This is a genomic window from Kitasatospora sp. NPDC030952 (genome assembly GCF_055571335.1).
The window spans coordinates 72,577-85,931 of sequence record NZ_JBVIFM010000010.1; the positions used below are offsets into that span (position 1 = coordinate 72,577).

The 13,355-nt window shown below is 73.0% G+C and carries 10 protein-coding genes; 3 read left to right on the forward strand and 7 right to left on the reverse strand.

Annotation, left to right across the window (positions count from 1 at the left end; translation table 11 throughout):
* Nucleotides 1-137: 137 nt before the first annotated feature.
* The 3 genes from pruA to ACZ47G_RS19150 form a co-directional block, all read right to left on the reverse strand.
* Nucleotides 138-1,766 (reverse strand): L-glutamate gamma-semialdehyde dehydrogenase, encoded by a 1,629-nt coding sequence (gene pruA / locus ACZ47G_RS19140; protein WP_465744112.1) that lies wholly within the window; start codon nucleotides 1,764-1,766, stop codon nucleotides 138-140.
* A gap of 177 nt (nucleotides 1,767-1,943) precedes the next feature.
* The gene (locus tag ACZ47G_RS19145; RefSeq protein WP_465744114.1) at nucleotides 1,944-3,260 is read right to left on the reverse strand and encodes an FAD-dependent oxidoreductase; all 1,317 of its coding nucleotides are present in this window, start codon (nucleotides 3,258-3,260) and stop codon (nucleotides 1,944-1,946) included.
* On the reverse strand, nucleotides 3,257-3,853 hold the full coding sequence (locus tag ACZ47G_RS19150; protein ID WP_465744115.1) for a PadR family transcriptional regulator: 597 nt from the start codon (nucleotides 3,851-3,853) through the stop codon (nucleotides 3,257-3,259). The genes ACZ47G_RS19145 and ACZ47G_RS19150 overlap by 4 nt, the downstream gene beginning before the upstream one ends.
* Before the next feature lie 291 nt (nucleotides 3,854-4,144).
* On the opposite strand from ACZ47G_RS19150, the gene ACZ47G_RS19155 reads away from it, so the two are divergent.
* On the forward strand, nucleotides 4,145-5,746 hold the full coding sequence (locus ACZ47G_RS19155) for a PucR family transcriptional regulator (protein ID WP_380461785.1): 1,602 nt from the start codon (nucleotides 4,145-4,147) through the stop codon (nucleotides 5,744-5,746).
* Nucleotides 5,747-5,777: 31 nt separating this feature from the next.
* Here the strand turns inward: ACZ47G_RS19155 and ACZ47G_RS19160 are convergent, their stop codons facing one another.
* On the reverse strand, nucleotides 5,778-7,286 hold the full coding sequence (locus ACZ47G_RS19160) for an alkaline phosphatase PhoX (RefSeq protein ID WP_465744118.1): 1,509 nt from the start codon (nucleotides 7,284-7,286) through the stop codon (nucleotides 5,778-5,780).
* Nucleotides 7,287-7,446: 160 nt separating this feature from the next.
* Nucleotides 7,447-8,649 carry a hypothetical protein gene (locus tag ACZ47G_RS19165; RefSeq protein ID WP_465744120.1) on the reverse strand — a complete coding sequence of 401 codons (1,203 nt, stop codon included), beginning with the start codon at nucleotides 8,647-8,649 and terminating at the stop codon, nucleotides 7,447-7,449.
* Between the two features lie 137 nt (nucleotides 8,650-8,786).
* On the opposite strand from ACZ47G_RS19165, the gene ACZ47G_RS19170 reads away from it, so the two are divergent.
* Nucleotides 8,787-9,245: a VOC family protein gene (locus ACZ47G_RS19170; protein WP_465744122.1), complete on the forward strand. Its 459-nt coding sequence runs from the start codon at nucleotides 8,787-8,789 to the stop codon at nucleotides 9,243-9,245.
* 50 nt (nucleotides 9,246-9,295) lie between these two features.
* Here the strand turns inward: ACZ47G_RS19170 and ACZ47G_RS19175 are convergent, their stop codons facing one another.
* The gene (locus ACZ47G_RS19175) at nucleotides 9,296-10,909 is read right to left on the reverse strand and encodes a hypothetical protein (protein WP_465744124.1); all 1,614 of its coding nucleotides are present in this window, start codon (nucleotides 10,907-10,909) and stop codon (nucleotides 9,296-9,298) included.
* A gap of 326 nt (nucleotides 10,910-11,235) precedes the next feature.
* On the opposite strand from ACZ47G_RS19175, the gene ACZ47G_RS19180 reads away from it, so the two are divergent.
* The gene (locus ACZ47G_RS19180) at nucleotides 11,236-12,567 is read left to right on the forward strand and encodes an MFS transporter (RefSeq protein ID WP_465744126.1); all 1,332 of its coding nucleotides are present in this window, start codon (nucleotides 11,236-11,238) and stop codon (nucleotides 12,565-12,567) included.
* A 66-nt stretch (nucleotides 12,568-12,633) separates the two neighbouring features.
* Here the strand turns inward: ACZ47G_RS19180 and ACZ47G_RS19185 are convergent, their stop codons facing one another.
* On the reverse strand, nucleotides 12,634-13,293 hold the full coding sequence (locus ACZ47G_RS19185) for a Uma2 family endonuclease (RefSeq protein WP_465744128.1): 660 nt from the start codon (nucleotides 13,291-13,293) through the stop codon (nucleotides 12,634-12,636).
* Nucleotides 13,294-13,355 lie beyond the last annotated feature (62 nt).

Genomic DNA, 13,355 nt, shown 5'->3' on the forward strand with positions numbered 1-13,355 from the left:
TTCCAAGGGTGGCAGAAAGAGCCGGGGCGGCGGTACGGGGGTGGAGCCGCCGCCCCGGCGGGGCGATGCCCGGCTGCGGGGCCGGGCATCGCGGGTGACCGTTGGCTACTGGCGCAGAGCGGTCGAGAACGGGCTGGTCAGCCCATGTGCGGGTAGCGGTAGTCGGTCGGCGGGACGAAGGTCTCCTTGACCGAGCGGGTCGAGGTCCAGCGCGTCAGGTTCTGCTTGGCGCCGGCCTTGTCGTTGGTGCCGGAGGCCCGGCCGCCACCGAAGGGCTGCTGGCCGACGACGGCGCCGGTCGGCTTGTCGTTGATGTAGAAGTTGCCGGCGGCGAAGCGCAGCTTGTGCATCGCGTCCTGGGCCGCCGCGCGGTCCTGGGCGATGATCGCGCCGGTCAGGCCGTAGGCCGACGCGGACTCCATCTGGGCCAGCATCTCGTCGTACTTCTCGTCCTCGTAGACGTACACGGCGAGGATCGGGCCGAAGTACTCGTCGCGGAAGTACTCGGAGGCCGGGTCCTGGCAGACCAGGACGGTCGGGCGGACGAAGTAGCCGACCGAGTCGTCGTAGGTGCCGCCGGCGAGGACCTCGACGGAGTCGTCGGCCCGGGCGCGGTCGATGGCGGCCTTGTTCTTGGCGAAGGCGCGCTCGTCGATGACGGCCGACATGAAGTTGGACAGGTCGGTGACGTCGCCCATGGTGAGGCCGTCGACCTCGGCGGCGAACTCGTCCTTGAGACCGGCCCAGATCGAGGCGGGGACGTAGGCCCGGGAGAGCGCCGAGCACTTCTGGCCCTGGAACTCGAAGGCGCCGCGGGTCATCGCGGTCTTCAGCACGGCCGGGTCGGCGGACGGGTGGGCGACCAGGAAGTCCTTGCCGCCGGTCTCGCCGACGATCCGCGGGTAGGTGCGGTAGCCGGCGATGTTCTCGCCCACGGAACGCCACAGGTGCTGGAAGGTGGCGGTGGAGCCGGTGAAGTGGATGCCGGCCAGCGCCGGGTGCTTGAGCGCGACGGCGGAGACGTCCAGGCCGTCGCCGGTCACCATGTTGATGACGCCCTTGGGCAGGCCGGCCTCCTCCAGCAGCTGCATCAGCAGGTGCGCGGAGAACTGCTGGGTCGGGGAGGGCTTCCACAGCACCACGTTGCCCATCAGCGCGGGCGCGGTCGGCAGGTTGCCGGCGATCGCGGTGAAGTTGAACGGGGTGATCGCGTAGACGAAGCCCTCCAGCGGGCGGTGGTCGCTGCGGTTCCACACGCCGTCCGAGGAGATCGGCTGCTCGGCCATGATCTGGCGGGCGAAGTGCACGTTGAAGCGCAGGAAGTCGACCAGCTCGCAGGGGGTGTCGATCTCGGCCTGCTGGGCGGTCTTGGACTGGCCGAGCATGGTGGCGGCGGCCAGGGTCTCGCGCCAGGGGCCGGCCAGCAGGTCGGCGGCCTTGAGGAAGATCGCGGCGCGGGAGTCGAAGGAGAGCGCCTGCCAGGCCGGGGCAGCGGCCAGGGCAGTGTCGATGGCCTCCTGCGCGTCGGCCTGGGTGGCGTTGCGCAGGGTGCCGAGCCGAGCCGCGTGATTGTGCGGCTGGACGACGTGGAACTCGGTGCCGCCGCCCATCCGGCGCTCACCGTTGATCGTCATGGTCAGCTGGACCGGCTCCTGGCCGCCCAGCTCCTTCAGCTTGGCCTCCAGGCGAGCCCGTTCCGGGCTGCCGGGGGCGTAGCTGTGGACCGGCTCGTTCACCGGCGCGGGGACCTGGGTCACAGCGTCCATAGAGCGCACGCTCTCCTTCGTCAAGTGCGGGGGGATTGCCTGCGCGGGTCACACGCGGGCCACAGCACGAACGCTATTCCTGCCCGCCCGGCCACTTGATTGGCCGGGCGGCTAAATTCCCCCGTACGGCGTTGTCCGGCCCGACGAAAGGGGTCACGCCGCGGTCACGACCACCCGTCAGGCGGCCCGACCGGAACGCCGCGCCGACCCCGCAGACCCCGCCGACCCCGCAGACCCCACCGGCACCACCCGCCGCTCCCAGTCGATCCGGTACCCGTGCACCGGCCGGAGCATCTTCTCCGGGCTCATGACCGTCCGCATCATGATCGGCGCGACCAGCCGGAACACCAGCCGCCCGACCGGCCCGGAGGACTTCTGGTTGTTGGTGCGCTCGGCATCGGCGGCGATCTTCTCCACCCGGGGCCGGCGCAGCGCCTCGTACGCGGCGAAGGCCTCGGTGTGGTCGGGCAGGTCGCGCAGGCAGCGGGCGAGTTCGACGGCGCTCTCGACGGCCAGCGAGACGCCCTGGCCCGAGCTGTTGGACGGCGCGTGCACCGCGTCGCCGACCAGCACCATCCGGCCGCGGTACCAGTGCGGGACGGACGGCATGATCTCCAGCCGGGGGAAGGTCTCGACGGTCCCGGCGTCGGCGACCCGCAGCACCTCGCGGGCGGGCAGGTCGTCGGCGTGCAGTTCGCGGCAGCGGCGCAGCCACTCCTCCTGGCCGAGCGCGCGTACCTGCTCGGTGGTGAGCTGCTCGGGCTGCGGGATGTTGCTGAACCAGGCGGTGCCGCCGCCGTCGGCGAGGCCCCAGTAGCCGAAGAAGGCCCGGGCGCCGTTGGCGAAGTGCACGGTCTCTCCGCGTCCGGCCCGGCCGGGGAGCCGGTACGGGCTGTAGCCGCCGACGCCGAGCAGGCCGGTGTACTTGGCGGCGGGCGCGGCCGGGTCGATCAGGGTGCGGACGGTGGAGCCGGTGCCGTCGGTGCCGATCAGCAGGTCGCCGGTGGCGGTGCTGCCGTCGGCGAAGTGCGCGGTGATGCCGTCGGCGCCCTCCTCGGCGGCCACCAGCCGCTTGCCGTAGCGGACTTGGAGGCCGGTCTCGCCCAGTCGCCGCTGCAGCACTTCGTACATCTCGGCGCGCCGCATCAGCCGCCCGCGCGGCAGGTCGGCGAGGCCGGCGAACTCGGCCAGCACGCCGCCCTTGCCATCCTCGATCACCATCGGGCCGACCGGCTGGCCGACCCGGCCGAGCTCGGCCTCCAGTCCGACGGCGGCCAGCGCGCCGAGCCCGTTGGGGGCGATCATGAAGGTTCCGCCGATGCCCTCGGCGGAGGTCTCGTAGGCCTCGAAGACCTCCGCCTCGATGCCGGCCTTGCGCAGCGCCAGCGCCATCACCGGGCCGGCGATGCCGCCGCCGATGACCAGGGCCTTCTTCGCGGACGTAGCGGACGTAGCGGACGTGGCGGACGTGGCGGACGTACGGGTGGTGCTCATTCCAGGCTCCTCATGAACTCCTGCAGGGTCCGGTTGAACTCCGGCTCCCCGATCTGCGCGATGAGGTTCTCGGTGTAGCGGCGCTCGGCCTCCAGCAGCGCCAGGGCGTACTCCTCCTCGACGACGAACATCGGGTGGACGTCCGTCTCGACGGCCTTGCGCAGCAGGGCGCGCGAGGTGTCGATCCGCGCGTCCAGCGCCTCCAGCCGCCGGCCGAGCAGGGCGGCCGACTCCTCGGTCGGCAGCACCACGAGCAGGCAGAGCGCGACCCCGAAGGCCGGGTACTCCTCCTGCGGTTCGGCGAGCCATTCGCGCATCCAGTCGAGGAGTTCCGTCCGGCCCTCGGGCGTGAGGGCGTAGACGGTGCGCTCCGGTCGCTGGGTGTCGCGGACGGTCTCCTGTTCGGCGACGAACCCGGCCTTCCGCAGCTGCTCCACGACCATGTAGAGCGAGCTGCGGTTGTACTTGATGTTGCGGTCCTTGCCGTGCTCCTTGAGCCGGCGCCCCATCTCGTAGGGGTGCATCGGCTCGGCTCCGAGCTCGGCCAGGACCGCGAGGGCCAGGGGGTTGGAGACCTTGCGTCGCTTCGCCATGAGAACGTTCCTCATCACTTGGTCAGTACTGACTATCCATTCTCGGATAGTCAGAGTCAACTATTCAGGAGTAACCATCGCCGGACGGCCCACAACTCTGTCCGCCCGGCTAAAATCAACCACACCCCGTTGTCCGCCCGGATGAACCGAACGCCCGGGACGAACCGGGCCGCTCGAACGAACCGGGCCGCTCGAACGAACCGGGCCGCTCGAACGAACCGGGCCGCTCGAACGAACCGAACGCTCGGACGCACCGGACCGCCCGGACGCACCGGATGGAGGAGGCCCGGAATGACCACCCCCGGCCTCCCGCTCCGCCGGCTGCTGATGTCGCTCGGCGAGCCCCTGGTCGAACTCCAGGCCGCCCCCCAGGGTCTGGACGTCCCCGTGCGCGACGTCGCGATCCTCGACCCGGAGGACCCCCCGACCGCCGCCCCCGGCGAACTCGTCCTCGCCATCGGCGCCCGAGGCCGCGCCGCCCTCCCCGCCCTGCGCGCGGCGGGCCGGGCCGGCGCCGCCGCCGTCGCGGTCAAGCTGGACGCCCCCGGCCAGGCCGACGCCCTGCGCGAGGCCGCCACCGACGCGGGCGTCGCCCTGCTCTCGGTGCGCCGGGAGACCCGCTGGGAGCACCTGGACTCGCTCGCCCGGGCGATCATCGCCGGCCCCGACGCCCCGGACTCCCCCGGCGCCCCCGAGCCCAACGCCGGCGACCTCTTCTCGCTCGCCCAGACCGTCGCCGTGCTCACCAACGGCATCGTCTCGATCGAGGACACCTCCAGCCGGGTCCTCGCCTACTCCCGCTCCTCCGACTCCGACGAGGTCGACGACCTGCGCCGACTGTCCATCCTCGGCTGGCAGGGCCCGGAGCCGTACCTCTCCAAGCTCCGCGAGTGGGGCATCTTCCAGCACCTGCGCAGCTCGGACGCCCCGATCGCGGTCGAGCCGCACCCCGAGCTGGGCCTGCGCCGGCGCCTCGCGGTCGGCATCCGGGCCGGGGCGCAGCCGCTGGGCACCATCTGGGTGCAGGAGGGCGCTCAGCCGCTGGCGCCGCACGCCGAACAGGCCCTGGTCGGCGCCGCCCGGGTCGCGGCCGCCCAACTGGTGCGCCGCCGCCGCGAGTTGTCCGCCGACGTCCGGCTCACCCAGACCCTGCTGACCGGACTGCTGGAGGGCTCCACCGGCCCCCAGTCGCTGGCCACCCACCTCGGGCTGGACCTGCGCCGCCCGGCCACCGTGCTCGCCTACGCCGCCCGCACCACCGAGGCGCTGCACCGCTCCGACGTCACCGGCCTGATCTCGGTGCACACCGCGGCGCGGCACCGCACCGCGCTGCTCGCCCCGATCGAGTCCCGGGTCTACGTGCTGCTGCCGGAGCTGCCGGCCGGCCTGCCGATGACCACCGTGCGCGACTGGGCCGCCGAGGTGGTCACCGCGGCCCGGGAGCACCTCGGCATCCCGCTACGGGCCGCGATCGGCTCGACCGTCGAGGGCCTGTCCCAGGTGCCGGACTCCCGTGCCCAGGCCGACCGCATCCTGGACGCGATGGGCCGCGGCGGGGTGGACCTCGACGTCGCGGCGCTGATCGACGTCCAGGCCGAGGTGCTGGTCAGCGAGATGCTGGCGCTGCTCCAGGAGCGCGGCGGCCTGCGCGACCCCCGGCTCACCGCGCTCACGGCGTACGACCGCCGGCACGGCACCCGGCTCGCCGAGTCGGTGCTCGCCTGGCTGGACGCCCTGGGCGAGGTCCGGGTCGCCGCCGACGCCCTGCACATCCACCCCAACACCCTGCGCTACCGGGTGCGCCGCGCCGAGCAGTTGACCGGCATCGACCTCGCCCAGCCGCAGCAGCGACTGCTGGCGATGCTGCAACTGCGGCTGCCCGCGGACGAGTGACCCGCGGGCAGCCGCCGTACCTGACGTGACGTCAGGCGCCGTACCCCTGGCCACGCTTGTGCTCGTTCAGCCGGCGCCACGGCCCGCTGACGGCCAGCTGGATGCCGGGGGTCTGGATGTTGGCGAACAGGGTCCTGCCGTCGTCCGAGAAGGTCACCCCGGTGAACTCGCTGAACTCGGGCTTCTCGGCGCTGCCGATGTTCAGCTCGTTGCGGGCGATCGGGTAGACCAGCCCGTCCTCGGTGGCGCCGAACAGGTGCGAGACACCCTCGCCGTCCTCGGCGATCACGATGCCGCCGTACGGCGAGACGGTGATGTTGTCCGGGCCGTCGTAGTTGTCGTGGTCGCCCCAGACGTCCTGGTTGACCCCCAGCAGCACCTTCAGCGTGATGGTGCGCCGCGCCGGGTTGTAGAACCACACCTGGCCGTCGTGCTGCAGCGGGCTCTCCGAACGGGCGTAGCTGGAGACGAAGTAGAAGCCGCCGTCCCCCCACCACATGCCCTCCAGCTTGCGGGCCCGGGTGACCTCGCCCTCCTTGAACTGCTTGCGCACCGAGACGGTCCGGGCGTCGCGGTCCGGCACCTTGACCCAGTCGGCGCCGTAGACGGTGCCGACCTCGGTGGCGCGGGAGAGGTCGTCGACGAACCCGCCCCGGGCGTCGAAGACCTTGAAGGCCTCCAGCACACCGGCGTCGGCGGCGAGCTTGCGCAGCTGGAAGCGGCCGTGCTTGAAGCCGGCCGGCGGGGTCCAGCGGAACAGCAGGCCGTTCGGGTTGGAGGCGTCCTCGGTCAGGTAGACGTGGCCGCGCTTCGGGTCCACCACCACGGCCTCGTGGGCGTACCGGCCGAAGGCCTTCACCGGCTGCGGGTCCCGGTTGTAGTCGTCGTCGAAGGGGTCGACCTCGAAGATGTAGCCGTGGTCCTTGGTGAAGCCGTTCTTCCCGGCCTTGTCCTCGGTCTCCTCGCCGGACAGCCAGGTACCCCACGGGGTCACGCCGCCCGCGCAGTTGGTGGAGGTACCGGCGATGCCGACCCACTGCTCCACCGAGCCGTCCCGCTTGGCGTGCACGATGGTGCAGCCGCCGGCCGCGCCCGGGTCGTAGACGTGCCCCTCGGTCAGCGGCACCGGGTACGGCCAGTTGGCCCGGGCGCCGGACAGCTCGTGGTTGACCACCATCAGGTTGCCGCCGCGCTCGTCCTCGAAGGCGGAGGTGCCGTCGTGGTTGCTCGGGGTGAACTCGCCGGTGCGCAGCCGGGTCCGGCCCGCCCGGTTGAGCACCTGGTACGAGAAGCCCTTGGGCAGCGCCAGCAGCCCGGCCGGGTCCGGCACCAGCGGGCCGTAGCCGATCGCGGCGCCGCCCGCCGCGTTGGTCCCGGCAGCGCCGGCGGCACCGGCGGCGGCCGCGACCGGGCCCTCCCCGCCGACCGGCGCGGCGATCGCACCGGGGGCGCTGGCCAGCGCCTCGGCACCGCCGGCGATCAGCACGCCGGCCCCGACGAGGGTGGAACGGTTGACGAAGTCCCGGCGGGACAGCGACATGGCAGCAACTCCTGAGGGGTGTACGGGCGTCGAGGCGGGTCGTCGACGCCCAGCAGAGACTCCGCCGCAGGGGTGAACCCGGCATGACGCCCGCCTCACCACGAGGCGACCATTTGCCAACCGATGACTGTTCCATGACCCGCGCTTTACCCGGAGTCGGTCAGCCGCGCCCGGTCAGCCGCCCCGCCCGCCAGTGCTCCCAGGCCGACAGCCACAGCTGCTCCACCAGCCGGTGCTCCTCCCAGCCACCGGCCCCGGCCGCCCCCGGCCGCCCCCGCCACAGCTGCTCCCAGGCCCGCTGCGCCGGCAGGCTCGCCACCTCGCTGGCGAACACCGTGTACCGGACGACCTCCTCGACCGCCGCCTCCCCCTCCGCCGTGCCGACCAGCCAATGCGTCTGCTGGGACAGCCGGTTGAGGTGGTTGACCATCGACGTCACCGCCGCCGCGGCCTCCTCCCGGCTCTCCGTGGCGAGCCGCATCTGCTGGCGCACCGCCGCCTCCCAGCGCACCGCGCAGACGTCACCGCGCAGCCCGCGCGGCAGCCTCGGCGTCCGCCCCACCCGCACCTGCGCCTCGATCGCGGCGGCTTCCGCGATGCTCTGGGCGATCAGCTCCCGGTGTGCCTCCAGCCCGGTGACGGGCGGTAGTTCGCGCTCCTCGACCGGCACGTAGCGGGAGCGCCGGGAGGCCAGGTCACGCAGCAGCTCGGTGCGTCCGTGCAGGTAGCGCTCGAAGTCCCCGATCCCGCCCAGCTCCACCCCGCCGGGGGGCAGCCCGCGCCCGCACACCGTGACGGCCTGGTCGCCGACCCGCAGCCGCCCGGCCCACACCGGCCCGGCCGCCCCGACCGCGTCCGCCCCGGCCGCGTCCGCACCGACGACGGCCACCGGCCAGTCCTCGTGCACCTCCACCGCGCACGGCTCGCCGTCCACCGTGATCCACTCGCGCAGCGCCCGCACCCGGCCCGGCCCGTCGCCCTCGTCGACGCCCAACTGCTCGTAGACCCGGTCCCGTTCGTCCTCGACCACGTCCTCCAGCTCGGGCAGCACCTCGCAGCTGTCGGCCCCCGGCCGGTAGGTGCGCACCGTCACGTACGGCCCGACCGCGGTGCGCCAGTCACCGCACTGCACCTCGACCCAGCGCAGCTCACCGCCACAGGTCTCGAAGGCCGCCAGCGCCTCGCCCCGCCCCTCCGGGCCGGCCACGCCGTACACCGGGAAGTCCACCGCGGCGAGGGTCCGGCGGGAGAACTCCTCCTGGTCGGCGAAACGGTCCTGCCCGGACGGCCGCTCCGGCCCCGACCGCTCGGCGTCCCACTCCTGGGGCCTTCCGCCGCTCTCCCGCACCATCCTCTGCCGCACCCCCGAGTCCTCGCGCCCGCACCGCTGACGCCACCTTACGTGCCCGGAGCTGCCGGGTCATCAGCTCGACTGCCGTACGGGAGCGGTGGCCGTGTCAGTCGGCCAGGTTGTCAGCCGCCCTCCCTACGCTGGGCCGCATGACCGCACAGAACAATACGGAGCAGGCCGCCTTCCCCGCCCGGATCAGCATCGTCACCCTCGGCGTCACCGACCTCGAACGCAGTGCCCGCTTCTACCAGGACCTCGGCTGGAAGCGCTCCGCCGCCTCCAGCCCGGAGATCGTCTGGTTCCGCACCGCCGACTCGGTGCTGGGCCTCTTCCCCACCGAGGAGCTGGCCGCCGACGCGGGCGTGCCCGCCACCGGGGAGCCCTCCTTCCGCGGCGTCACCCTCGCCGTGAACCTGGAGTCCCCCGCCCTGGTGGACGCCGCCCTGCGCACGGCCGTCGAGGCCGGCGCCGTGGTGGTCAAGCCGCCGGTCCCGACCAGCTGGGGCGGCTATTCCGGCTACTTCGAGGACCCGGACGGGCACCTGTGGGAGCTGGCCCACAACCCGTTCTTCCCCTTCACCGAGGACGGCTCGCTGGACCTCCCGTAGCGCGGTGTCCCGCGGATCCCCGCCGGATCCGCCGGACACCGCCGGGCGGCTCAGCCCTTGGACCGCGCCTTGAAGGCCGCCTTGCGCGCCTCCTTGGCCAGCGCCCGGTCCGTGTGCAGCTCCCCGATCGCCTCCAGGACGTCCGCCGTGTACGGGTGGTCGACCCGCCACAGCTCACCGAACCAGGACGCCGGATCGCCCTTCACCGGCAGGTCGGTGATCAGCTCGCGCAGCAGCGCCGCGTCGCCACCACTGTCCAGCAGCTGGGCGGCGAAGGTGTCGACCACCGTCCACAGCGCCATCGCCCGGTCCGGCACCGGCACGTCCGACCGGCCCAGCGCCGACAGCCAGGCCCGCGCCGAACCGCCCAGCTCCGGGTCGTCCAGCACCTCCCGGACGGCCGGCTCGGCGCCGGCCCCCAGCAGGTTCAGCGCCGAGACGCACAGCATCCGGCGCAGCGGCCCGTACGCGTCGTCGCCGCGCGCCGCCGCCAGCAGCTCCCGCGCCGCCTGCTCCGGCTCCCGGTCGGCCACCCAGACCCGCAACTCCTCCTCCGGCAGCACGTTGGCCGATTCGCACACCCCGCGCAGCAGCTCGGCGGCGTCCCCCTGGGCCAGCTCGCCGACCAGCGGCGCGTCGTAGCCGTCCTCCAGCAGCCACTGCCGGATGCCGTACTGGCCGAGCGGGGTGAGCCGGACCAGCCCGAAGCGGGCCGACTCCTCGTCGTCCAGCGGCGCCTCCCCGACGACGGCGGGCTCCTCGCCCTCCTCCTCGTCGAACAGCTCCGGGTCGATCGGCCGGTACTCCAGCAGGCCCAGCTCGGCGAGGTCGCCCAGCATCGGGTCCAGGGAGACCATCACGTCGGTGATGTCGCCGAGCAGCTCCTCGCTCGGCTCCTCGCCCTCCGGCACCACCAGCAGCGCGGCCAGCACGCCCAGCGGCACGGTCTCATTGCCCGGCTCGGCGAAGGCGGTGGTCTCGTACAGCACCTGGAGCGCCTCGTCGAGCAGTTCGGCGGCGGCGTCCCGGGCCTCCTCGACCTCGCTCAGGGCGTCCTCGTCCTCCTCCTCGGCCTGCCCCTCGCCCTCCTCCTCGTCCTCCGGCAGCGAGTCGGCCTCCACCGCCAGCTCCCGGACGATCCCGGCGGCGGTCAGCCACAGCTCCAGGACGGTCTCCGGGTCCCCCTCCTCGGCGGGCTCCAGGTCCGGGCCGGGCACCGCGACGTGCTCGCCGTCCTTGGTCGTGCCCAGCTCCACCAGGTCCAGGTCACAGGCCAGCGACCAGGCCCGCAGCGCCTCGATCTCGGCCTCCTCCGGCACCTCGCCCTCGGCCGGGGCCAGCCCCAGCAGCCGGGCGACCGGCGCCCGGTCCTCCTGGACCAGGTCTCCGAACTCGTCCACCACCCGGTGCGGGGCCGCCCAGCGGGCCAGCGCCAGCGCGTAGCCGAACATCGGCACCGCCTTCGCCTGCTCGGCCAGCTCCCGCTCGGCGGGCAGCTTCACCGGCGGTACCAGCACCGCCGCGTCGTCCAGGTCCTCGTCGTCCAGACCGTGCGCGGCGAACGCCCCGTAAAGGTCCTGGAGCTCCAGGTCCGCGGGCAGGACCGCCTCGGCCGCACCCTCTCCCGCCGAAGCCCCGGCGTTCTTCCGACGTCGTCCGGCCATCGTCGTGTGCTCTCCCTCAGCCAGCGGTCCGCTCGAACAGCTCCGCGTGTCGATCTACCACCTCAGCGTATAGGCCGGGCACCCCCGATGCCCGGCCTCGAGGGGCGCGCACAGGGGCGCGCGCCGCTTCCGCGCGCCCACCCCTTATCCTTCGCATTGGTACCGCGCACAACCCCGCGCGGGCCACGGGCAATGAAGCCCCTTCTCTCAGCTCACCCGCTCCACCAGGGAGCCCCGCACCGCGGCCACCACCACAGCGCCTCCGGAGGGGCGCGCCGGCACACCCCGCCGACCCCGGTGGTGCCCGGCCACAGGAGATCCCTGCCATGGCGGACCTCTCCCCCGCCGGCTCCGCGCTGCGCACCGCGCAGCTCGACGGACGCCGACTGTCGGAGGCCCTGCTTCCCCTGGAGCTCGCGCCCCGCGCCCAGCTCCAGCTCGCCGCGATCAGCCGCTGGAACGCGCTGCGCGGCATCCGCGTCGGCCTGGTCGCCGGCGCCCTGCTGCTGATGCTGATCGGTGCCAACCTGGCGACGCCGATCTACCCGATGATCCAGCAGCGCCTCGGCCTCGGCCCGCTCGACACCACGATCCTCTTCACGATCTACGTCTTCGCGCTGGTCCCGGTCCTGGCCGTGGTCGGCCACTGGTCCGACCACCTCGGCCGACGCGCCCTGATCCTGCCCGCCGTGGCGCTGGCCGCCGCCGGGGACGTCGTGTTCGCCACCTCCACCAGCTTCTGGCAGCTCGCCGCGGGCCGGGCGATCCAGGGCATAGCCGTCGGCCTCTCCACCGGCGCCGCCGGAGCCGCCCTCGGTGACCTCCTTCCCGACCACCCGACCCTGGCCGCCAAGCTCACCCTGGCCTGCTCCGCGGGCGGCGTCGCGCTCGGCCCGGTCGTCGGCGCCCTGCTGGCCGGCGGCTCCGACCCGCTGCTGACGCCCTTCCTGCTGCACGCCGTGGCCCTGCTGGCACTCTGCCTGCCCCTCGCCCTGGTCCACCCCCGGATGCCCGGCCGCAACCGCCCGCCGGCCTCCCCGCCGCGCATCACCACCCCCGCCCACCTGCGCCCCCAGCGCCTGCGGCTGCCGCGCACCGGCCGCCGCGAGTTCCTGCTCGCCGCCTCCGCCGGGTTCATCTCCTACGCGGTCTTCGGCGTCTATCTCAGCCTGGCCCCGGCCTTCTCCGCCAAGCTGCTGCACACCCCCTCCCACCTGACCGGCGCCGTGGTCGCGGCCCTGCTGCTCGGCTCCTCCGCGATCGCCCAGCTGCTCGTCCCGCCGACCGCCGACCGAACGGTCATCGCCCTCGGCATGACCGGCCTGGCCACCGGCCTCGCCCTGGTCGTCGCCGCCGGCTACACCGGCACCCCCGCCCTGCTGTTCATCGGCAGCGTCCTCGGCGGAGCCTGCCAGGGCGTCGCCTTCCGCTCCCTGTTCACGACGGCGGTCGCCGCGATGAACCCGGAACGCCGCGGCTCCGAACTGAGCGCCCTCTGGGTCATCGTCTACCTCGGCAGCTCCCTCCCCATCGTCATCGTCGGCGCCCTGGTCAAGACCTACGGCCTCCTCCCCGCCATCAGCGGCTTCGCCACCGTCGCCGCCGCCCTCTGCGCCGCCCTGGCCCTCGCCGTCGCCCGCAAGCCCAGGACCGCCTGACCCCACCCACGCGAACGCCGCTGCCCAGGACCCCCACGAAGGAGTCCTGGGCAGCGGCGTTCTCGCCTAGGAACTCCAGGGCTTCCAGGCGTCAGTGACGATCTCGACATCGAACGGCTTCGGCAATCGAACGGACTCCCCGAACTTCCACTCGCCCAACACCTCGTACGTCCCCTCGCCTCGGTTCGGCTCACCGAACAAGGTGACACCGGGCTGACGCGGGTCACGGTCCACCAGCAGGTAGTACGGCACCCCTGTCCGCGCGTACCCGTTCCACTTGGTGGGCTTGACCTGGCGACCGAACATGGGCCGCCGGTCGTGACCGGCGTTGGACGAGGAGGTCACCTCGACTACCAGCGCCAGATCGTTCGGGTGAAGGTGTAGGACGTCCTCCGCACGCTTCTCCGCGTCGATTTCTTTCTGCACGACGACCATGTCGGGGACATAGCCATCCCCGATCTCGACCAGGTCCAGGTTGATGGCCTGTACGGCTCGCCACCGGAAGTCGTCGTCCGTGAACCATGCACGCTCGAAGCCCCGCTGGACATCCGACAGGATTCCCCCATGGGCATAAACCGGCGCCGGTGACACGACGATCTCCCCTCCGATCACCTCGACCCGGGTGCCGTCGTCCGGAAGCCGGAGATACTCGCCTAGTTCTCCCCGAACCCACATGGCGTACGGCGAGTCAGGCAAGAGCAACTGCGCGAACGCAACCACCGACATGACTTCGCTCCCTCCGAGGTCGCGGCACCAGCCTGGCCGCCCGCTCGCAGATATACCACTGC

What these genes read in the sequence shown, in the direction of transcription:
- ACZ47G_RS19175 (WP_465744124.1), bottom strand. Translation starts at nt 10,909, where the DNA reads ATGGCCGGACGACGTCGGAAGAACGCCGGGGCTTCGGCGGGAGAGGGT.
- ACZ47G_RS19185 (WP_465744128.1), bottom strand. Translation starts at nt 13,293, where the DNA reads ATGTCGGTGGTTGCGTTCGCGCAGTTGCTCTTGCCTGACTCGCCGTAC.
- ACZ47G_RS19180 (WP_465744126.1), top strand. Translation starts at nt 11,236, where the DNA reads ATGGCGGACCTCTCCCCCGCCGGCTCCGCGCTGCGCACCGCGCAGCTC.
- ACZ47G_RS19150 (WP_465744115.1), bottom strand. Translation starts at nt 3,853, where the DNA reads ATGGCGAAGCGACGCAAGGTCTCCAACCCCCTGGCCCTCGCGGTCCTG.
- ACZ47G_RS19155 (WP_380461785.1), top strand. Translation starts at nt 4,145, where the DNA reads ATGACCACCCCCGGCCTCCCGCTCCGCCGGCTGCTGATGTCGCTCGGC.
- ACZ47G_RS19170 (WP_465744122.1), top strand. Translation starts at nt 8,787, where the DNA reads ATGACCGCACAGAACAATACGGAGCAGGCCGCCTTCCCCGCCCGGATC.
- ACZ47G_RS19160 (WP_465744118.1), bottom strand. Translation starts at nt 7,286, where the DNA reads ATGTCGCTGTCCCGCCGGGACTTCGTCAACCGTTCCACCCTCGTCGGG.
- ACZ47G_RS19145 (WP_465744114.1), bottom strand. Translation starts at nt 3,260, where the DNA reads ATGAGCACCACCCGTACGTCCGCCACGTCCGCCACGTCCGCTACGTCC.
- pruA (WP_465744112.1), bottom strand. Translation starts at nt 1,766, where the DNA reads ATGGACGCTGTGACCCAGGTCCCCGCGCCGGTGAACGAGCCGGTCCAC.